Source organism: Pseudomonas sp. NFACC56-3 (genome assembly GCF_900100025.1).
In the GTDB taxonomy this organism is placed as follows: Bacteria; Pseudomonadota; Gammaproteobacteria; order Pseudomonadales; family Pseudomonadaceae; genus Aquipseudomonas; species Aquipseudomonas fluorescens_AA.
The window spans coordinates 106,288-126,955 of sequence record NZ_FMTK01000020.1 but is presented as its reverse complement, the minus strand read 5'-3'; the positions used below and the strand labels follow the sequence as shown (position 1 = coordinate 126,955).

18 protein-coding genes are annotated in these 20,668 nt (G+C 63.2%); 15 read left to right on the top strand and 3 right to left on the bottom strand.

Annotation, left to right across the window (positions count from 1 at the left end):
- Positions 1-193 precede the first annotated feature (193 nt).
- The 14 genes from BLO80_RS22935 to BLO80_RS22870 all read left to right on the top strand — a co-directional run bounded on the left by BLO80_RS22935 (position 194) and on the right by BLO80_RS22870 (position 15,685).
- The gene (locus BLO80_RS22935; RefSeq protein ID WP_092330766.1) at positions 194-1,816 is read left to right on the top strand and encodes a methyl-accepting chemotaxis protein; all 1,623 of its coding nucleotides are present in this window, start codon (positions 194-196) and stop codon (positions 1,814-1,816) included.
- Positions 1,816-2,352, top strand: coding sequence for a chemotaxis protein CheW (locus tag BLO80_RS22930; protein ID WP_092330764.1), 537 nt, complete (start codon positions 1,816-1,818; stop codon positions 2,350-2,352). The genes BLO80_RS22935 and BLO80_RS22930 overlap by 1 nt, the downstream gene beginning before the upstream one ends.
- Entirely contained in the window at positions 2,349-3,614 is a 1,266-nt protein-coding gene (locus tag BLO80_RS22925; protein WP_092330761.1) for a CheR family methyltransferase, read from the top strand. Before BLO80_RS22930 ends, BLO80_RS22925 begins: the two co-directional genes overlap by 4 nt.
- Positions 3,611-4,279, top strand: a complete 669-nt coding sequence (locus tag BLO80_RS22920) for a chemotaxis protein CheW (protein WP_092330759.1) — start codon at positions 3,611-3,613, stop codon at positions 4,277-4,279. Before BLO80_RS22925 ends, BLO80_RS22920 begins: the two co-directional genes overlap by 4 nt.
- Positions 4,276-6,540 carry a hybrid sensor histidine kinase/response regulator gene (locus BLO80_RS22915; protein ID WP_092330756.1) on the top strand — a complete coding sequence of 755 codons (2,265 nt, stop codon included), beginning with the start codon at positions 4,276-4,278 and terminating at the stop codon, positions 6,538-6,540. The genes BLO80_RS22920 and BLO80_RS22915 overlap by 4 nt, the downstream gene beginning before the upstream one ends.
- A complete protein-coding gene (locus BLO80_RS22910) occupies positions 6,537-7,547 on the top strand; it encodes a chemotaxis response regulator protein-glutamate methylesterase (protein WP_092330754.1) in 1,011 nt (336 codons plus the stop codon). Before BLO80_RS22915 ends, BLO80_RS22910 begins: the two co-directional genes overlap by 4 nt.
- A gap of 45 nt (positions 7,548-7,592) precedes the next feature.
- Positions 7,593-8,594 carry a response regulator gene (locus tag BLO80_RS22905; protein ID WP_092330751.1) on the top strand — a complete coding sequence of 334 codons (1,002 nt, stop codon included), beginning with the start codon at positions 7,593-7,595 and terminating at the stop codon, positions 8,592-8,594.
- Between the two features lie 275 nt (positions 8,595-8,869).
- Positions 8,870-9,965, top strand: a protein-coding gene (gene prfB / locus BLO80_RS22900; RefSeq protein WP_106273574.1) for a peptide chain release factor 2 whose coding sequence is annotated in 2 segments (ribosomal slippage) — positions 8,870-8,941 and positions 8,943-9,965 — 1,095 coding nt in all. Because the reading frame shifts where the segments join, the coding sequence is not laid out codon by codon here.
- 108 nt (positions 9,966-10,073) lie between these two features.
- The gene (gene lysS, locus BLO80_RS22895) at positions 10,074-11,576 is read left to right on the top strand and encodes a lysine--tRNA ligase (RefSeq protein ID WP_060739030.1); all 1,503 of its coding nucleotides are present in this window, start codon (positions 10,074-10,076) and stop codon (positions 11,574-11,576) included.
- A gap of 101 nt (positions 11,577-11,677) precedes the next feature.
- Entirely contained in the window at positions 11,678-12,394 is a 717-nt protein-coding gene (locus tag BLO80_RS22890; RefSeq protein WP_053118752.1) for a TetR/AcrR family transcriptional regulator, read from the top strand.
- 43 nt (positions 12,395-12,437) lie between these two features.
- Entirely contained in the window at positions 12,438-12,992 is a 555-nt protein-coding gene (locus BLO80_RS22885) for a hypothetical protein (protein ID WP_092202259.1), read from the top strand.
- A 36-nt stretch (positions 12,993-13,028) separates the two neighbouring features.
- The gene (locus BLO80_RS22880) at positions 13,029-14,306 is read left to right on the top strand and encodes a flavohemoglobin expression-modulating QEGLA motif protein (protein WP_092330749.1); all 1,278 of its coding nucleotides are present in this window, start codon (positions 13,029-13,031) and stop codon (positions 14,304-14,306) included.
- Positions 14,307-14,453: 147 nt separating this feature from the next.
- Positions 14,454-15,359: an alpha/beta hydrolase gene (locus BLO80_RS22875; RefSeq protein WP_092330746.1), complete on the top strand. Its 906-nt coding sequence runs from the start codon at positions 14,454-14,456 to the stop codon at positions 15,357-15,359.
- On the top strand, positions 15,356-15,685 hold the full coding sequence (locus tag BLO80_RS22870; protein ID WP_092253816.1) for a PA3694 family proteiin: 330 nt from the start codon (positions 15,356-15,358) through the stop codon (positions 15,683-15,685). Before BLO80_RS22875 ends, BLO80_RS22870 begins: the two co-directional genes overlap by 4 nt.
- Positions 15,686-15,867: 182 nt before the next feature.
- On the opposite strand, the gene BLO80_RS22865 is transcribed toward BLO80_RS22870, so the two are convergent.
- From BLO80_RS22865 to BLO80_RS22855, 3 genes are all read right to left on the bottom strand, one after another.
- Positions 15,868-16,656: a lipotoxin F family OmpA-related lipoprotein LptF gene (locus BLO80_RS22865; protein WP_092330779.1), complete on the bottom strand. Its 789-nt coding sequence runs from the start codon at positions 16,654-16,656 to the stop codon at positions 15,868-15,870.
- 51 nt (positions 16,657-16,707) lie between these two features.
- Positions 16,708-17,121, bottom strand: coding sequence for a DUF4398 domain-containing protein (locus BLO80_RS22860; protein WP_092330744.1), 414 nt, complete (start codon positions 17,119-17,121; stop codon positions 16,708-16,710).
- Between the two features lie 387 nt (positions 17,122-17,508).
- A complete protein-coding gene (locus tag BLO80_RS22855; RefSeq protein ID WP_003198166.1) occupies positions 17,509-17,853 on the bottom strand; it encodes a hypothetical protein in 345 nt (114 codons plus the stop codon).
- Between the two features lie 180 nt (positions 17,854-18,033).
- On the opposite strand from BLO80_RS22855, the gene ppc reads away from it, so the two are divergent.
- Positions 18,034-20,664 carry a phosphoenolpyruvate carboxylase gene (gene ppc / locus BLO80_RS22850; protein WP_092330741.1) on the top strand — a complete coding sequence of 877 codons (2,631 nt, stop codon included), beginning with the start codon at positions 18,034-18,036 and terminating at the stop codon, positions 20,662-20,664.
- Positions 20,665-20,668: the final 4 nt, after the last annotated feature.

Here is a 20,668-nt window from a genome sequence, read left to right as displayed (position 1 = left end):
CCACAGTGGTTTTGGGGTGTTTGGCAGCCCTGTGTCCCAACGCGATTCCCTGTGGGAGCGAGCTTGCTCGCGATGGCACCCGGTCAGTCATAGCGTTTTTGACTGGTACACCGTTATCGCGAGCAAGCTCCATACAGACGCCACGCCGCCCTCGGCTATACTCCCCAGCATTTCAAAGGCCCGAGGTTTTACTGTGAAGAATTGGACATTGCGCCAACGCATCCTGGCGAGTTTTGCGGTGATCATCGCCATTATGCTGCTGATGGTGGTTGTCTCGTATTCACGGTTGTTGAAGATCCAGGACAGTGGCGAAAAGGTCCGGACCGACGCGGTGCCAGGGGTGTATTTCAGTTCGATGATCCGCGGTGGCTGGGTCGACAGCTACGTCCTGACCCAACAGATCGTCGGCCTCTCGGGAAACCGGGAAATCACCGCCGAGGACAAGGCCCGCTACCAGGGTTTCGAGCAGCACCTGCGTGAAGAAATACAGAACTATCAGAAACTGATCCAGGACCCGGCCGACCAAGTCTCTTTCGACGAGTTCGAAGTCAATCACCAGGATTTCAACAAGGCCTTGGCGAAGGTCCTGGACCTGTATCAGCGCAAGGATTACGAAGGGGCGCGACTGGCGTTGAATACGGAGCTGACCACGGCGTGGCTCGGTGGCCGCGGGCATTTGAATCAGATCATCGAGCGTAATCGCGAGTTGGCGCAAAGCGCCACCCAGACCATTGGCGATGCGGTGACGGCGGCCAAGGTCGCCATGGGCCTGTCGTTCCTGGTCGCACTGATCATTGCCTTGCTCTGCGGCCTATTGCTGATGCGGGCGATCATGGCGCCAATGAACCGCATCGTCGAGATCCTCGCGATCATGCGCAGTGGCGACCTGAGCGGGCGCCTGAACCTGGCGCGCAAAGACGAATTCGGCGCCGTGGAAACCGGCTTCAACGACATGATGGCTGAACTGACCTCGCTGGTGTCCCAGGCCCAGCGCTCTTCCGTGCAGGTCACCACTTCGGTCACCGAGATCGCCGCCACCTCCCGCCAGCAGCAGGCCACAGCCACCGAAACCGCCGCCACCACCACCGAGATCGGCGCGACGTCCCGGGAAATCGCCGCCACCTCCCGGGACCTGGTGCGCACCATGACCGAAGTCTCCACCGCCGCCGACCAGGCTTCGGTGGCCGCCGGCTCCGGCCAGCAAGGCCTGGCGCGCATGGAGGAAACCATGCATTCGGTGATGGGTGCCGCCGACCTGGTGAACGCCAAGCTGGCGATCCTCAACGAGAAGGCTGGCAACATCAACCAGGTGGTGGTGACCATCGTCAAGGTGGCCGACCAGACCAACCTGCTATCCCTCAACGCGGCCATCGAGGCCGAGAAGGCCGGTGAGTACGGGCGCGGTTTCGCCGTGGTGGCCACGGAAGTGCGGCGCCTGGCCGACCAGACCGCCGTGGCGACCTATGACATCGAGCAGATGGTGCGCGAGATCCAGTCCGCGGTGTCGGCCGGTGTGATGGGCATGGACAAGTTCTCCGAGGAAGTGCGCCGGGGCATGGCCGAAGTGCAGCAGATCGGCGAGCAACTGTCGCAGATCATCCATCAGGTCCAGGCCCTGGCCCCGCGGGTGTTGATGGTCAACGAAGGCATGCAGGCCCAGGCCACCGGCGCGGAGCAGATCAATCACGCCTTGGTGCAACTGGGCGATGCCAGCAGCCAGACTGTTGAGTCCCTGCGCCAGGCCAGTTCCGCCATCGACGAGCTGAGCCAGGTCGCCGTGGGGCTGCGCAGCGGCGTCTCGCGTTTCAAAGTCTGATGGGCGAGATCGATACCCTGCGTGGCGCCGCACCGACGGCCCGCCAAGCGTTGTTCCTGGTGTTCAGCATCGGCAACGAACGGTACGCCCTGCAGGCCATCGATGTGGTGGAGGTGCTGCCGCGCTTGCCCCTCAAGCCGATTGCCCGGGCGCCGTCCTGGGTGGCAGGGGTGTTTGCCTGGCGCGGCACGATGGTGCCGGTAATCGACCTGTGCGCCCTGACGTTCGGCCAGAATGCCGAGGCCCGGACCAGTACGCGGCTGGTGCTGGTGCGTTATCGAAGCGATGGGCAACAAGCCGGGCAAGTGCTGGGATTGATCCTGGAACAGGCGACCGACACTGTGCGTTGTGATCCGGCCGATTTCAAACCCTATGGCCTGGACAATCGGCAGGCGCCGTATCTCGGCCCCGTACGCGAGGATGCCCACGGGTTGCTGCAATGGGTGCGGGTCAATGACCTGCTCGACGAATCCGTTCGGGCGCTGCTGTTTCCTGCGCCGCCGCTGGACCTCGACGACCTCGGGGCAACGCCATGAACAACGATCAGCGTTTTTTCGATTTTCTCAAGGAACGCATCGGCCTCGATGTGACCTCCGTCGGCACCGCGATCATCGAGCGGGCCGTGCGCCAACGGATCAGTGCCGTGTCCGGGCGAACCGCCGATGAGTATTGGCAGGCCCTGCAGCATTCGGCGCCGGAGCAGCAGGCGCTGATCGAAGCGGTGATCGTCCCGGAGACCTGGTTTTTCCGCTATCCCGAATCCTTCGCAACCCTCGCCAGGCTGGCCGTCAAGCGCCTGGCCGAGATCAAGCACCTGCGTGCGCTGCGCATCCTCAGCTTGCCGTGTTCCACGGGCGAAGAGCCTTATTCCATCGCCATGGCCTTGCTCGACGCGGGCCTGGGGCCCCATCAGTTCAAGGTCGACGGCCTGGACGTCAGCCCGCTGTCGGTGGCGCGGGCCAAGGACGCGCGCTACGGCAAAAACTCCTTCCGTGGCGCCGATCTGGGTTTTCGCGAACGGCATTTCGACGTCGCGGACGAGGGTTACCGCCTCAGCGAACGGGTGCGTGAACAGGTGCGCTTGCAGGTGGGCAACCTGCTGGATCCGGCCTTGCTGGTGAACGAGGCGCCTTATGATTTTGTGTTCTGTCGCAACTTGCTGATCTATTTCGACCAGCCGACCCAGCAGCAGGTGTTCGAGGTGCTCAAGCGCCTGACCCATCAGGACGGCGTGCTGTTTATCGGCCCCGCCGAGGGCAGCTTGCTGGGACGCCTGGGCATGCGCTCGATCGGGATAGCCCAATCGTTCGCCTTCAGTCGCCACGGGGCTGTGGAGCCTCAACCGGTGCCAGCGTCGATGCCGCCGCCGTTGCCGGTTCGTCAGTCGCCGCCCCGGGTCGTTGCGCCAGTGATGCGGCCGCGGCCGTTTGCCGCGAACGTCACGCCGATTGCCCCACCCAAGAGCAGCGACGCCGCGACCTTGCTGGCCAATATCGCCGCCCTGGCCAACGGTGGCAAAAGCGCCGAGGCCCGTGGGGCGTGCGAAGAATATTTGCGCAGCCATGCGCCGAACGCCCAGGTGTTCTATTGGCTGGGCCTGCTCAGCGACATGGCCGGCAGTGCACTTGAAGCCCAGGGTTTTTATCGCAAGGCGCTTTATCTTGAACCGCAACACGCCGAGGCCCTGGTGCATCTGGCGGCGCTGCTGGCTTCCCAGGGAGACGCGGCCGGAGCCCGTCGATTGCAGGAACGCGCCGCCCGTAGCGGGCGCACGGTAGACAGCGAGCACAAACGATGAGCGGTTCGGCTTCTTACAACGTCACCCATGACGATGCCCAAGCGATCGATGATTGCTGGAACCGCATCGGGGTGCATGGCGATAAATCCTGTCCACTGTTGGTCGAGCATATCCACTGCCGCAATTGCTCGGTGTACTCGGCGGCCGCTACCCGGCTGCTCGACCGTTACACCTTGCCACAGGATCAACGGGACTTGTCCCTGGCCCCGGTGGACAACGAGGTGGTCACACGCTCGCTGCTGATGTTCCGCCTCGGCGAGGAATGGCTGGGCCTGACGACGCGTAGCCTGGTGGAAGTGGCACCGTTGCAGCCGATCCACTCGTTGCCCCACCAGCGCTCACGGGCCTTGCTGGGCGTGGTGAATGTACGCGGGGCACTGGTGGCCTGCCTGTCGCTGGTGGAGCTGCTGGACCTGGAGCCCGGCACGGCGGTGGCCGGTACACGGGTCATGCCGCGCATGTTGATTGTCGCGGCCAAGGGCGGGCCGGTGGTGGTGCCGGTGGATGAGGTGGACGGCATCCACGCCATCGATGAGCGCATCCTGGCGGGCGCTTCGCCGTCGGCGGGCAAGTACACCCGTGGCGTGTTGCCCTACAAAGGCCGCAGCCTGCGCTGGCTGGATGAAGAACAACTGTTGTCCGCCGTGGCCCGGAGCCTGTCATGACCCCTGACCAGATGCGCGACGCTTCGTTGTTGGAACTGTTCAGCCTGGAGGCCGAAGCCCAGGTCCAGGTGCTGAGCACCGGTTTGCTGGCCCTGGAGCGCGATCCGACCCAGGCCGATTACCTCGAGTCGTGCATGCGCGCGGCGCACTCCCTCAAGGGCGCGGCACGTATCGTCGGGGTGGACGCCGGCGTCAGCGTGGCCCACGTCATGGAGGATTGCCTGGTCGGTGCCCAGGAGCGGCGCCTGATGCTGGGGGCCGAGCACATCGATGCCTTGCTGCAAGGCACCGACCTGCTGACGCGCATCGCCACGCCGGGCAACAACGTAGGCGCCCCGGACATCGACGCCTATGTGGCGTTGATGGGGCGTTTGCTCGACCCCAGCGCCGCACCAATGCCGGCGCCGGTACCGACAAGCATCGAGGTGCCCGTCGACCCCGTCAGTGTCGAGCTGCTCGTTCCGGAACCGTTCGCGGCACCGGAGCCGGCTCCGAAGAATAAACGGGTCACCGAAGGCGGCGAGCGGGTCTTGCGGGTCACGGCCGAACGCCTCAACAGCTTGCTCGACCTGTCGAGCAAGTCCTTGGTCGAGACCCAGCGCCTCAAGCCCTGGCTGGCAACGATGCAACGGCTCAAGCGCCAGCAAGGCACTGGCTTGCGCGCCCTGGAAGAACTGAACATGCACCTCAAGGACCATGCCCTGAGCCTGCAGGCCCAGGAAGCCCTTGGCGATGCCCGCCGCTTGCTCGCCGAAACCCAGCAGTTGCTGGCGCAGAAAACCGCCGAGCTGGATGAGTTCGCCTGGCAGGCCAGCCAACGGGCGCAGGTGCTCTACGACACGGCGCTGGCCTGTCGCATGCGGCCGTTCGCCGACGTGCTTTCGGGCCAGGTGCGTATGGTCCGTGACCTGGGCCGCAGCCTGGGCAAACAGGTGCGCCTGGAGATCGAAGGCGAGAAAACCCAGGTCGACCGCGATGTGCTGGAAAAGCTCGAAGCGCCACTGACCCACTTGCTGCGCAACGCCGTGGACCACGGCATCGAAGCCCCGGAGCAACGAATACTGGCCGGCAAGCCCGCCGAAGGCCTGATCCGCCTGCGCGCCTCTCATCAGGCGGGTATGCTGGTCTTGGAGTTGGTGGATGACGGCGCCGGGGTGGACCTGGAGCGGGTGCGCCGCAGCATCGTCGAGCGCGGTCTTTCCCCTGAGCAAACCGCCGCCAGCCTGAGCGAAGAGGAACTGCTGACCTTCCTGTTCCTGCCCGGTTTCAGCCTGCGCGACAAAGTCACCGAAGTGTCCGGGCGCGGCGTCGGTCTGGACGCGGTCCAGCACATGGTCCGGCAGTTGCGCGGGGCGGTGGTGCTGGAGCAGACGGCGGGCGAGGGCAGTCGTTTCCATCTGGAGGTGCCACTGACGCTGTCGGTGGTGCGCAGCCTGGTGGTGGAAGTCGGCAATGAGGCGTACGCCTTTCCCCTGGCCCACATCGAACGCATGTGCGACCTGGCGCCGGAAGACATCGTCCAGGTCGAAGGACGTCAGCATTTCTGGCACGAAGGCCGGCATATCGGCTTGGTCGCCGCCAGCCAGTTGCTCGATCGCCCGTCGACGCAGAACGGCGGCCAGACCCTCAAGGTCGTGGTGATCCGCGAGCGCGAGACGATCTACGGGGTGGCGGTGGAGCGGTTCATCGGCGAGCGAACCCTGGTTGTCCTGCCCCTGGACGAGCGCCTGGGCAAGGTCCAGGACATTTCCGCCGGGGCCCTGCTCGACGACGGCTCGGTGGTGTTGATTATCGATGTCGAAGACCTGTTGCGCTCGGTGGAAAAATTGCTCGATACCGGGCGCCTGGAGCGCATCGCCCGGCAGAACCAGGCCCAGGCCCCGCGCAAGCGGATCCTGGTGGTGGACGATTCCCTGACCGTGCGCGAGCTGCAACGCAAGTTGCTGCTCAATCGCGGCTATGACGTGGCAGTGGCGGTGGATGGCATGGATGGCTGGAATGCATTGCGCTCGGAGGATTTCGACTTGTTGATCACCGATATCGACATGCCGCGCATGGACGGTATCGAGCTGGTGTCGCTGTTGCGGCGCGACAACCGCTTGCAGTCGCTGCCGGTGATGGTGGTGTCCTACAAGGATCGCGAAGAAGATCGTCGCCGTGGCCTCGACGCTGGCGCCGACTATTATTTGGCCAAGGCGAGTTTCCACGACGACGCCTTGCTCGACGCCGTGGTTGAACTGATCGGAGGGGCGCGCGCTTGAAGATCGCCATCGTCAATGACATGCCCCTGGCGGTCGAGGCCCTGCGCCGGGCCCTGGCGTTCGAGCCGGCGCACCAACTGGTCTGGGTGGCCGCCAACGGGGCCGAGGCGGTGCAGCGTTGCGCCGAGTACACCCCGGACCTGATCCTGATGGACTTGCTCATGCCGATCATGGACGGGGTGGAGGCCACTCGGCGGATCATGGCCGACAGCCCCTGCGCTATCGTGATTGTCACCGGGGACAGCCAGCAGAATGTCCACCGGGTGTTCGAGGCCATGGGCCATGGCGCGCTGGATGTGGTCGATACCCCGGCCCTGGGTGTCGGTAATCCGGCGGACGCGGCTGCACCGCTGCTGCGCAAGATCGCCAACATCGGCTGGCTGATCGGCGAGCGCAACAAGCATGAGCGCCCCGCGCCAGCGGCGCAGCGTACGGCGGTGTCGCGCAAGAGCCTGGTGGCCATCGGGTCATCGGCGGGCGGGCCGGCGGCGCTGGAAGTGCTGCTCAAGGCGTTGCCACGGGACTTTGCCCCAGCGATCGTGCTGGTCCAGCATGTCGACGAGGTGTTCGCCGCGGGCATGGCCGAGTGGCTGGGCAGCGTGTCGGGCCACACGGTGCGCCTGGCCCGGCACGGCGAAACGCCGCAAAGTGGCACGGTGTTGCTGGCCGGGACCAACCATCATCTGCGTTTGTTGAAGAACGGCACCCTGGCCTATACCGCCGAGCCGGTGAACGAGATCTACCGGCCCTCCATCGACGTGTTTTTTGAAAGTGTCGCCCAGTACTGGAGCGGTGACGCAGTGGGCGTATTGCTCACCGGCATGGGCCGCGACGGTGCGCAAGGGCTTAAACTCATGCGCCAGCAGGGCTATGTGACCATCGCTCAGGACCAGCGCAGCAGCGCGGTGTACGGCATGCCCAAAGCAGCGGCCGCTATCGATGCCGCCGTCCATATTCTTGCCCTGGACGCCATCGCGCCACGGCTGTTGGAGATTGTGACCCCATGAAGAACCCCGCGAGCCTTGCCCCGGGCCGTACCCAGGTAAGCCATCATGAATGATCTGCAGCTGGACGATTTCAAGCGCGATGAGAACGCCGCCATGGTCTTGCTCGTCGACGATCAGGCGATGATCGGCGAAGCGGTGCGGCGTGGGCTGTCGAATGAAGAAAACATCGACTTCCATTTCTGCTCCGACCCCCATCAGGCCATCGCCCACGCGATTCGCATCAAGCCGACGGTGATTCTCCAGGACTTGGTGATGCCCGGCCTGGATGGCCTGAGCCTGGTGCGCGAGTACCGTAACCATCCCTCCACCCGCGATATCCCGATCATTGTCCTGTCCACCAAGGAAGACCCGCTGGTCAAGAGCGCGGCGTTCGCCGCCGGGGCCAACGACTACCTGGTCAAGTTGCCGGACAACATCGAACTGGTGGCGCGCATCCGCTATCACTCGCGTTCCTACATGATGCTGTTGCAGCGCGACGCGGCCTATCGCGCACTGCGGGTCAGCCAGCAGCAACTGCTCGACACCAACCTCGTGCTGCAACGGTTGATGAACTCCGACGGCCTGACCGGGTTGTCCAATCGCCGGCATTTCGATGAGTACCTGGAGCTGGAATGGCGCCGGGCGCTACGCGACCAGAGCCAACTGTCGCTGCTGATGATCGACGTGGACTACTTCAAGGCCTACAACGACAATTTCGGTCACCTGGAGGGCGACGAAGCCCTGCGCAAGGTCGCCACGGCGATCCGCGAGGCGTGCAGCCGTCCGTCCGACTTGCCGGCCCGCTACGGCGGCGAGGAGTTCGCCCTGGTGCTGCCTGGCACCTCGCCGGGCGGTGCCCGGTTGATGGCCGAAAAACTGCGCCAGAGCGTCGTTGCCCTGAAAATCCCCCACACCACGCCCGACGGCGGCGAGAACCTGACCGTCAGCATCGGCGTCTCGACCGTCACCCCGCAGCAAGGTGGCGATTGCCGGCAACTGATCTCGGCGGCGGACAAGGGGCTGTACCTGGCCAAACACAATGGACGTAATCGGGTGGGTGTCGAATAATACAGTTGGGCGAGGTGGCTTTTGTGGCGAGGGAGCTTGCTCCCGCTGGGCTGCGCAGCAGGCCTGAAACCAGACGACTCGGTGTATCAGATGAGTTGAGTCGCTCCTTTTGGGGCTGCTGCGCAACCCAGCGGGAGCAAGCTCCCTCGCCACGGGGCCGGTGTTCAGCCATATCCCTGAGTTTCATGCCTAAAGCCGCCAGGCGGGCTGCCGCTGGCGCTTGATTACGTTATACTCGCCGGCTTTCAAAAGTTCGCCTACGAGTGCTGCCCGCCATGGAAATCAACCCGATCCTTAACACCATCAAGGACCTGTCCGAGCGCTCCGAAACTATTCGGGGGTATCTTTGACTACGATCAAAAGCATGAGCGTCTGACCGAGGTCAATCGCGAGCTTGAAGATCCGAGTGTCTGGAACAACCCTTCGTACGCCCAGGAACTGGGCCGCGAGCGTTCTGCGCTGGCGCAGATCGTCGAGACCCTGGACGAGTTGTCCAGCGGCCTGGCCGATTGCCGCGACCTGCTGGACATGGCTGTCGAAGAGAACGATGAAGGCGCGGTCGGCGATGTCGTCGCCGAGCTGACACGCCTCGACGAGAACCTCGCCAAGCTGGAATTCCGTCGCATGTTCAGCGGCGAGATGGACATGAACAACGCCTACCTGGACATCCAGGCCGGTTCCGGCGGCACCGAGGCCCAGGACTGGGCCAACATCCTGTTGCGCATGTACCTGCGCTGGGCAGACAAGCGCGGTTTCGACGCCACCATCATGGAACTGTCGGCCGGTGAAGTCGCCGGGATCAAGGGCGCCACCGTGCACATCAAGGGCGAATACGCCTTTGGCTGGCTGCGGACCGAGATCGGCGTGCACCGCCTGGTGCGCAAGAGCCCGTTCGACTCCGGCAACCGTCGCCACACCTCGTTCTCGGCCGTGTTCGTTTCGCCGGAAATCGACGACAACATCGAGATCGAGATCAACCCGGCGGACCTGCGCATCGACACCTACCGTTCCTCCGGGGCCGGTGGCCAGCACGTCAACACCACCGACTCGGCGGTACGGATTACCCACGTACCGACCAACACCGTGGTCAGCTGCCAGAACGAGCGCTCCCAGCACGCCAACAAAGACACCGCGATGAAGATGCTGCGGGCCCGCCTGTACGAGCAGGAAGTGCAGAAACGCAACGCGGCGTCCCAGGCGCTGGAAGACACCAAGTCGGACATCGGCTGGGGTCACCAGATCCGTTCGTACGTGCTCGACGCCTCGCGGATCAAGGACCTGCGTACCAGCATCGAACGCAGCGATTGCGACAAGGTGCTCGACGGCGATATCGATGAATACCTGATCGCCAGCCTCAAACAAGGGCTGTAACGCGACACCCATGCGGCGGTCGGGCACGCTTCCATCAGGAAGCGCGGCTCGCCCGCAAACTCCGGCCAGGGCCGGGGGCAACGAACCTGTGATGGAAACCTTAAAGACATGAGCGACCTAGAACTCGACCCGCAAGCCCTGCAACAGGAAGAAAACTCCCTGATCGCCCTGCGCAAGGAAAAGCTTGCTGCCGAGCGCGCCAAGGGCCAGGCCTTCCCCAACGACTTCCGCCGCGACGCCTACTGCGACGTCTTGCAGAAGCAGTATGCGGACAAGACCAAGGAAGAGCTGGCCGAGGCGGCGATTCCAGTCAAGGTGGCCGGTCGTATCATGCTCAATCGTGGTTCGTTCATGGTGATCCAGGACATGACCGGGCGTATCCAGGTCTACGTCAATCGCAAGACCCTGTCGGAAGAAACCCTGGCGGCCGTCAAGACCTGGGACCTGGGCGACATCATTGCCGCCGAAGGCACCCTGGCCCGTTCCGGCAAGGGCGACCTGTATGTCGAGATGACCAGCGTGCGCCTGCTGACCAAGTCCCTGCGCCCGCTCCCGGACAAGCACCACGGCCTGACCGACACCGAGCAGCGCTATCGCCAGCGCTACGTCGACCTGATCGTCAACGAAGACGTGCGCCAGACGTTCCGCGTGCGTTCGCAAGTCATCGCCCACATCCGCAGCTTCCTGATGAAGCGTGACTTCCTGGAAGTCGAGACGCCAATGCTGCAGACCATCCCTGGCGGCGCCGCGGCCAAGCCGTTCGAAACCCACCACAATGCCCTGGACATGGAAATGTTCCTGCGCATCGCGCCGGAGCTGTACCTCAAGCGGCTGGTGGTCGGTGGCTTCGAGAAAGTCTTCGAGATCAACCGCAACTTCCGTAACGAAGGCGTTTCGACCCGGCACAACCCCGAGTTCACCATGCTCGAGTTCTACCAGGCCTACGCCGACTACGAAGACAACATGGACCTGACCGAGGAACTGTTCCGCGAGCTGGCGCAGCTTGTTCTCGGGACTACCGATGTGCCGTACGGCGACAAGGTGTTCCACTTCGGCGAGCCGTTCGTGCGCCTGTCAGTGTTCGACTCGATCCTCAAGTACAACCCTGAGATCACCGCCGCCGACCTGCAGGACATCGACAAGGCCCGCGCCATCGCCAAGAAGGCCGGCGCCAAGGTGCTCGGCTTCGAAGGCCTGGGCAAGCTGCAAGTGATGATTTTCGAAGAGCTGGTCGAGCACAAGCTGGAACAGCCGCACTTCATCACCCAGTACCCGTTCGAAGTGTCGCCGCTGGCCCGTCGCAACGACGAGAACCCAAGCGTGACCGACCGTTTCGAGCTGTTCATCGGTGGTCGTGAAATCGCCAACGCCTATTCCGAGCTCAACGATGCCGAAGACCAGGCCGAGCGTTTCATGGCCCAGGTGGCCGACAAGGACGCTGGCGACGACGAAGCCATGCACTACGATGCCGACTTCGTGCGCGCCCTGGAGTACGGCATGCCGCCGACCGCCGGCGAAGGCATCGGCATCGATCGCCTGGTGATGCTGCTGACCAACTCACCGTCGATCCGGGATGTCATTCTCTTCCCGCACATGCGGCCTCAAGCGTAAGTGCTTCAATTAAAAAGCCGCCTCGATGGGCGGCTTTTTATTGCCTGTCTGGTACAAACGTATCAATTGGTTAGTTTTTCAAAGAGCGAGGAAGACCTGTCGTGAATCGTGCAATGGCTTCAGAAGGTGCAGCGGGCGTCGCCACGGCTGTCGCTGAAAGTGTTCAGTACCAGGGCCGCAAGGCCAGCCGACAGGGCAGTGAGCAGCGTCGCCAGGAGATTCTCGATGCGGCCATGCGCATTGTCGTGCGCGATGGCGTGCGTGCGGTGCGTCACCGCGCGGTGGCCGCCGAAGCGGGCGTGCCGCTGTCGGCCACTACCTATTATTTCAAGGACATCGACGACCTGCTCACCGACACCTTCGCCCAGTACGTGGAGCGTAGCGCGGCGTTCATGGGCAAGCTGTGGGCCAACAACGAAGGCCTGCTGCGGGAAATGGTCGCCTATGGTGACGGCAGCGCCCAATCGCGCTCGCAGTTGGCGGACGACATTGCCCGGATGACCGCCGACTACGTGCGGCATCAGCTGGACAGTCGTCGTGAATACCTGATGGCCGAGCAGGCCTTTCGCCAGGAAGCCCTGCTCAACCCGCGCCTGGCGGAATTGGTGCGTTCCCACCAGCAGATTTTGCTGCACGGCACGTGTCAGTTTTTCCAGGTATTAGGCTCCCGCGAGCCGCAACAGGATGCCAAAGTGTTGACGGCGATTATCGGACGGATGGAATATCAGGGCTTGCTCAATGGTGCCGAGCCGGTCGCCGATGAAGATATGCTCGGCATCCTGACCCGCTACATGCATCTGGTACTGGCGTCGGTGTGACCCATTTGTGGGCCACCACAGCCTTTGTGGCGAGGGAGTTCAAATGAAAGCCTGGCGTGCCGTTGTACTGGCCGTGTCGTTGCTGCTGCTCAGTGGCTGCCTGGTGTCGTTCAAGGCGCCGTTGCCTGACAGCGAAGCCGCGCCCGCGGGCCTGCTCGGCCACTGGACCAGCACCAATGCCTGGGGTGAACCGTTGAACCTGGAACTGACGCAGGTCGGCAAGCACCGCTACCAGGCCATCAGCTACTTCAGGGCCAGGCCCCATGAACGCGAAGCCATTCCCCTGACGGTGTCCCGGCACGGCAGCCGCTGGTACCTGTCGGCCAAGGTGCCGGCCCGCTATGGCGGACATTTCCTGATCGCCGGTTTCGAATTGACCGATAAACAGGAACTGGTGGTCTACAACCTGGATCTGGAACAGATCAACCAGGCGATCGACCAGAAGCTCCTCAGCGGCCAGCCGAACCAGAGCGAGGAGGGCGAAGGCGTGTTGGTGGACAGCGACATGAACAAGGTTTTCAGCTACCTCGACGACCCGGCCAATTCCGATGTGTTCTCGGAAGCCGTGCGTTACCAGAGACCGGCCAAATCCCAATAATTGCTACAAGCGGACGTTTTTTCACAGGAGTTCCGGGTGGACGATTACCAGCAGACGATACGCAACTTGTCCGATCGCATTGTGCTGGCGCAAACGCCGATTCGCATCCTCGATGCGGTGAAGTGGGACGAGAACATCCGCAAGGGGTTTCTCAAGGCCAAGGGCAAGGAAATGCCTGCGGTGGATCGCGACTATTACCTCAACCGGCCACTGTCCTTCGACTCCAGCAAAGTGAAGCTGGAGTTCCAGAACATCGAGCGTGACATCACCCGTCAACTGGGGCAGTTCAACCCGGTTGGCCAGATCATGCGCCGCATGTGCAAGGAATACCGCATGGTGGTGCGCATGCTCGAAGCGCGTGGCACCGAGGATTTCGGGCTGATCTCCCAGGAGCTCTATGGCGCCGCCTCCGATGCCTTCCACGCCGGCGACCCGACCCTGGCCGACCTGGGCCTGATGCTTTCCGATTACCTGAATAACATCGATGGCCGTGGCGACCTCAAGGACGAGCCGAAACTCCTCAGCGCCAAGGAAGCCGTCAACCTGTTGCAACACCGTCTCAACCGGGTGTTCGGCGAAGCCGAGGAAACCATCCGGGTGTTCGAGTCCGACGGCATCGTGGCCGACGCGGCGGCGGGCGCGGACTACATCAAGATCCGCACCGATGCGATGTTCAACGAACGCGATGTGCGGGCGCTGGAGGTCCATGAAGGGCTGGTGCACGTCGGCACCACCCTCAACGGCCTGAACCAGCCGATCTGCACCTTCCTGTCCAAGGGCCCGCCCTCGTCCACGGTGACCCAGGAAGGTCTGGCGATCCTGATGGAAATCATCACTTTCGCCTCCTACCCCAGTCGCCTGCGCAAGCTCACCAACCGTACCCGGGCCATTCACATGGTGGAGGAAGGCGCCGATTTCCTGCAGGTCTTCGAGTTCTTCCGCGAGCAGGGTTTTGAAATGGCCGAAAGCTACGGCAACGCCAGCCGGGTGTTCCGTGGCTCGGTGCCGACCGGGCTGCCATTCACCAAAGACTTGTCCTACCTCAAGGGCTTCATCATGGTTTACAACTACATTCAGCTGGCCGTGCGCAAAGGCAAGCTGGAGCAGGTGCCGCTGCTGTTCTGCGGCAAGACCACCCTGGAGGACATGCGCACGTTGCGCCAGTTGGTGGACGAAGGCCTGGTAGTGCCGCCCAAATACCTGCCCGAGCAGTTCCGCGACATGAACGCCCTGTCGGCCTGGATGTGTTTCTCCAACTTCCTGAACCACCTGAGCCTGGACCGGATCGAGGCGGATTATTCCAATATCCTTTGAACACAACACCCACCCCCTGTGGGAGCGAGCTTGCTCGCGATAGCAGCAGGACAGTCAACACAGCCGTGACTGAACCGCCCCTATCGCGAGCAAGCTCGCTCCCACAAGGGGGTTATGTTTCAACCTGATCTTGCGAGGTTTCACCGGATGCGAATCCTCGGCATCTTTTGCCTGCTGCTGGCCCTGAGCGGCTGCAGCTCACTGCTGTTCTACCCCGAGCGCGGTCTGCCGTTTACCCCCGAGCGGGCCAAGCTCGAGTACCGCGACGTCACCCTGACCACCGCTGACGGCCTCAAGCTCCGAGGCTGGTGGCTGCCCGTCAAGCCAGGCGTGGAGGTCAAGGGCACGGTGCTGCATTTGCACGGCAACGGCGGCAACCTGGCCTGGCACCTGGGCGGGAGCTGGTGGTTGCCGGAGCAGGGTTACCAAGTGTTGATGGTCGATTACCGGGGTTATGGCGTGTCCGAAGGCGAGCCGAGCCTGCCGGCGATTTACCAGGACATCGACGCCGCGTTCCAATGGCTCGACCATTCGCCCGAGGTCCAGGGCAAGCCGCTGGTGCTGCTCGGCCAGAGCCTGGGCGGCGCGCTGGCGGTGCATTACCTGGTGGAACATCCCCAGCGGCAACGGCAGCTCAAGGCCTTGGTGCTCGATGGCGTGCCCGCCAGTTACCGCGACGTCGGACGTTTTGCCCTGAGCACATCGTGGCTGACCTGGCCGTTCCAGGTGCCGTTGTCCTGGCTGGTGCCGGACGGTGACAGCGCGATCAGTTCCGTGGCGCAATTGAATGGTGTACCGAAATTGATCTACCACAGCCTGGATGACCCTATCGTGCCTCTTTCCAACGGCATCCGCCTGTATCAAGCTGCGCCGCCACCGCGGGTCCTGCAATTGACCCGCGGCGGCCATGTACAGACATTCGCCGACCCGACCTGGCGCACCGTGATGCTGCGCTACCTCGACGACCCCCAGCACTTTGACGGCCTGCGCCGCCTGGGCGAAGTCCCGAACTACCCGAAATCACCCGTTGAATCACCAGAGAACCCGCAATGAGCGAAGAACGTAACGCCATCCCCCTGATCATCACCGGTATCTGCAGCATCCTCGGCACCGTTGCTGTGCTGTGGTACTACGGCTACCTGCACTTCGCCAAGCCCGAGGACGCGTTGCTGCTCAACCAGTTCACCATGCTCAAGACCGTGCCGGGGGAGGACTACAAGGTCTCCCTGGAGCCGGCCCCCGAGGTCGCCCAGTGCATCGATGGTGTGCTGGTGTTGTTCGACACCGAGCAGAAAGGCCTGACCGGTGTGCTGATCAACGAGAAGAAACGCGCGGTGCGCTGCATGGGCCAGGAGACGCCGCAGAAGCTTCAGCCGTAACCCCAAGGACGCTACAAACCCCCTGTGGGAGCGGGCTTGCTCGCGAAGGCGTCGGGTCAGCTACCTACTACAGTGACTGACACACCGCCTTCGCGAGCAAGCCCGCTCCCACAGGGGAATAAGCCATTAAAAAGCCCCGCCTGATTGAAGTCAGGCGGGGCTTTTTTGTTGCTCTCAGCCGATCAGTTGGCGCTCATGGTCGAGCGCGGAGCCACTGGCTGGTTGTCGTTGGAGATGGTCACTTCCACGCGACGGTTCATGGCGCGGCCCGAGACGCTGGTGTTGTCAGCCACCGGGAATTCCTTGCCGTAGCCCTGAGTCACGATACGGGCTGGGTCGACGCCCATCTTCACCAGCTCGGTGCGCACGGAGCTCGCGCGGCGTTCCGACAGCGACTGGTTGTAGGAATCCGAACCGGTGCTGTCGGTGTAGCCTTCGATGATCACCTTGCGGTCCGGGTTTTCCTGGAGGAACTGCGCCAGTTTGTTCACGTTCGTTATGCCGCTGGCGCGCAGGTCGGACTTGTTGGTGGCGAACAGCACGTCGCCGAAGGTCACCAGGGTGCCGCGTTCGGTCTGCTTGGCGTTCAGGCTGTCCTGCAGTTGCTTGATCTGCGCGTTGCGAGCGTCGAGCAGTGCACGGGCGCGTTCGTCGCCGGCGTTTTTCAGCTCGGCTTCGGCGTTGCGCAGGGCGATGGTCTGCTTGGCCACTTCGACGCGCTGATTGGTCAGGTAGGCCAACTGATCGACCTTGGCTTCGTCTTCCTTGTCCAGGTAGGCCTTGTCGGCCTTGGCCAGGAAGTCCGCCGCGTCTTTGGTTTCCAGGGCCGCCACTTTGGTCGCCGCCGGGTCGGCCTGCAGGCCGTTGAAGTTGGTCCGCGCCTGTTCCAGGTTCACGTTCGGGTCATGGGAGCAAGCGGCCAGGGCTACGCAGGCTGCGAGCAGGGCGGGCATCATCAAGTGTTTGTGCATCATAGTCTGTCGTCCTTTTATCAATGAGAAGTACGTCGTGGCGTGAACGGATTACTGAAGCTTGTTCATGCCTTCCTGACGCAGTTCCTGAACCCCTTTCTGAGAATCCTTGAGTGCTTGTTCGGCCTTGGCGGCCTGGGCCTTGCGCTCGGCGACGCGGGCATCCCACTCGGCCTGTTCGGCCAGTCGCTTGGCTTCGTCGTACTTCTTGTCATGCATGGCGATTTCGGCTTGCTTCAGTTTGTCCTGGGCCGATTTCATTTCCACAGCGGCGAATTCGGTGCCGCCGGCGCTGACCGCGCTGTTGACCGCCGATTGGGTCACCGCGTACTGCTCAGACGGTGGATTACCGGCGCAACCGGCGAGAATGAAGCTGCTACCGATCGCCAGGGCAGCCAGCTTCAAGCCGTGCAGGCCAGTGGATGAGGGTTTGGCAGTGCAGGTATTCATAGGCTTCAACTCCATTGGAAAACTCCTGAAAAAACGACAAATCCATGCTGGGACCGAAACCGTGACGTCTGGCTAGGCGTTGGCGCCAAGGCGCGTTTATTTAAACAACCGTTCCAGTATGGTTACTCGGTGTGACCCGAGGCGTTTTTCAAAAGTTCAGCGAGGATGGCCATTCGCCAAAAGGAATGACTGACTGATCGGTCAGCGACAGAAAAGCTGAACTTTCAGGGCGCGCAGCGGTATTCCCGGCGTAGGGAAACGTGCGTTTTTTGGAGGGCGCGCGTGTAGGAGCTGCCGAGCGAAGCGAGGCTGCGATCTTTCCCTTGCCGCTTGAGTCTCAAGCGAAAGATCAAAAGCCCGCAGCCTTCGGCAGCGCCTACAACGCTTTGCGCCGTTGGGAAATCAGTGTTTGGATTTGTCGTTCTGCGAGGAAAGTTCGTGCAGATGCCGACGGGACAACGCCAGGAATCGCGGGGTCGGGCCCACATCTTCGTACAGCGGGTCACCTTCTTCATCGGTGGCCACCACCTGCGAACCCTTGATGTAGGGGAAGCTCGCTTCCAGTTCTTCCAGCGCCGCCCCGATCAGTTCGCCCAGCAGTTCCTCGGGCTGGCGCTTGGGGTACATGTCGCAAATCGCCGCCAGGCGTGCGGCGGCTTCCACGTCCAGATGGATCGTGTAGCCAGTCTGGGTCAGGCGACCCTTGGCGTTCTCTTCCCAATGCTGGGCAAGCTCACGAATTTTCATGATGACCTCAATCAGTCTGCTCGTGGCAGGCGCGGTGAGTGACAAGCCGTTGTGTGGCTTACTCATGAGACTAGCTTTGTTGGACAAGGTTTAAAGTCCCTTCGTCGCTTGTCATAAGCGGCGGGCATCGGCACTCTCTAAGCCAAGAGCTGTCCGGACTTTTTTGCTGGAGAAATGCTGATGACCGATATCGATGCCCGCTTGCGCGAGGATGTCCACCTGCTCGGCGAACTGCTGGGCAATACCATCCGCGAACAGTACGGGGACACGTTTCTCGACAAGATCGAGCAGATCCGCAAGGGGGCCAAAGCTGATCGACGCGGCTCCGTGGACGCCGAACTCAGCGCCAGCCTCAACCAACTGAGCGAGGATGAATTGCTGCCGGTGGCGCGAGCGTTCAACCAGTTTCTCAACCTCGCCAACATTGCCGAACAGTACCAACTGATCCACCGTCGCGACGAGTCGCAACCGGCGCCCTTCGAAGCACGGGTCCTGCCCGAGCTGCTCGCCCGGTTGCGGGCCGAGGGCCATGGCGCCGAGGCCCTGGCCCGGCAGTTGGGGCGCCTGGAGATCGAACTGGTCCTCACAGCCCACCCCACGGAAGTGGCTCGCCGCACGCTGATCCAGAAATACGACGCCATCGCCGCGCAACTGGCCGCCCAGGATCACCGCGACCTGACCAGCGCCGAGCGCGCGCAGATTCACGAACGGCTGCAACGCTTGATCGCCGAAGCCTGGCACACCGAAGAGATCCGCCGCACCCGGCCGACCCCGGTGGACGAAGCCAAGTGGGGGTTCGCGGTGATCGAGCATTCGCTGTGGCACGCTATCCCCAATTACCTGCGCAAGGCCGATCAGGCCCTGCATGCCGCCACCGGCTTGCGTCTGCCGCTGGAGGCCGCACCGATCCGCTTTGCCTCGTGGATGGGCGGCGACCGTGACGGTAACCCGAATGTGACTGCCGCCGTGACCCGCGAGGTGCTGTTGCTGGCGCGGTGGATGGCGGCCGACCTGTACCTGCGTGATGTCGACCAACTGGCGGCCGAGCTGTCCATGCAAAACGCCAGTGAGGCCTTGCGTGCCCAGGCCGGCGACAGCGCCGAACCGTATCGCGCCGTGCTCAAGCAACTGCGCGAACGCCTGCGCGCCACCCGCAACTGGGCCCACGCCTCCTTGAGTGCCGCCACGCCACCCGGTGCCGAGGTGTTGCAGCACAACCGCGAACTGTTGGACCCCTTGGAGCTGTGCTACCACTCCTTGCACGAGTGCGGCATGGGCGTGATTGCCGACGGGCCGTTGCTCGATTGCCTGCGCCGGGCGGTGACCTTCGGCTTGTTCCTGGTGCGCCTCGATGTGCGCCAGGACTCGACGCGCCATAGTGCCGCCATGACGGAAATAACCGACTACCTGGGCCTGGGTCGCTATGAGGATTGGAACGAGGAGCAGCGCATCGGCTTCCTGCTCGAGGAACTGAATAACCGGCGCCCGCTGCTGCCGGCCCATTTCAAGCCCTCGGCCGACACGGCGGAAGTGTTGGCGACATGCCGGGAAGTGGCTGCGGCGCCAGCGGCGTCCCTGGGTTCCTATGTGATCTCCATGGCCGGCGCGGCTTCCGATGTCCTCGCCGTGCAATTGTTGTTGAAGGACGCTGGCGTGTTGCGGCCGATGCGGGTGGTCCCGCTGTTCGAAACCCTGGCCGACCTGGACAACGCCGGGCCGGTGATCGAGCGGCTGTTGCTGCTGCCCGGCTATCGCTCACGGCTGCAAGGTCCTCAGGAGGTGATGATCGGCTACTCCGACTCGGCCAAGGATGCCGGAACCACGGCGGCGGCCTGGGCACAGTATCGGGCCCAGGAGCGGCTGGTGGACATCTGCCGCGAGCAGCAAGTCGAACTGCTGTTGTTCCACGGGCGTGGCGGCACCGTGGGCCGTGGCGGCGGTCCGGCGCACGCGGCGATCCTGTCCCAGCCACCCGGTTCGGTGGCCGGGCGTTTTCGCACCACCGAGCAAGGCGAAATGATTCGTTTCAAATTCGGCCTGCCGGACATCGCCGAGCAGAACCTCAATCTTTACCTCGCCGCAGTGCTTGAAGCGACGTTGCTGCCACCGCCGCCACCCACGCCGCAGTGGCGAGACTTGATGGATGAACTGGCGGCCGATGGCGTCAGTGCCTATCGCGCCGTGGTGCGGGAGAACCCGCAATTCGTCGAGTACTTCCGCCAGTCCACCCCCGAGCAGGAACTCGGGCGCCTGCCTCTCGGCAGTCGTCCGGCCAAGCGTCGGGCCGGCGGTATCGAAAGTCTGCGGGCGATCCCGTGGATCTTCGGCTGGACCCAGACCCGCCTGATGCTGCCGGCCTGGCTCGGCTGGGAAACCGCGCTGAGCAAGGCCCTGGAGCGCGGCGAAGGTGAGTTGCTGGGGCAGATGCGCGAGCAATGGCCGTTCTTCCGGACCCGCATCGATATGCTGGAGATGGTGCTGGCCAAGGCCGACGCCGATATCGCGCGCTCTTACGACGAGCGTTTAGTGGAACCTGGGCTGCTGCCTTTGGGTGCGCACTTACGCGACCTATTGTCGCAGGCCTGCTCGGTGGTCCTTGGCTTGACCGGTCAGTCGCAGCTACTGGCACATAGCCCAGCCACACTGGAATTCATTCGCCTGCGCAACACCTACCTCGACCCGTTGCACCTGTTGCAGGCCGAACTGTTGGCGCGTTCGCGGCAGCAGGACGTGGCCCAGGGCAGCCCCGTGGAACAGGCGTTGCTGGTGTCTGTGGCGGGGATCGCCGCCGGTTTGCGTAATACCGGCTAACATC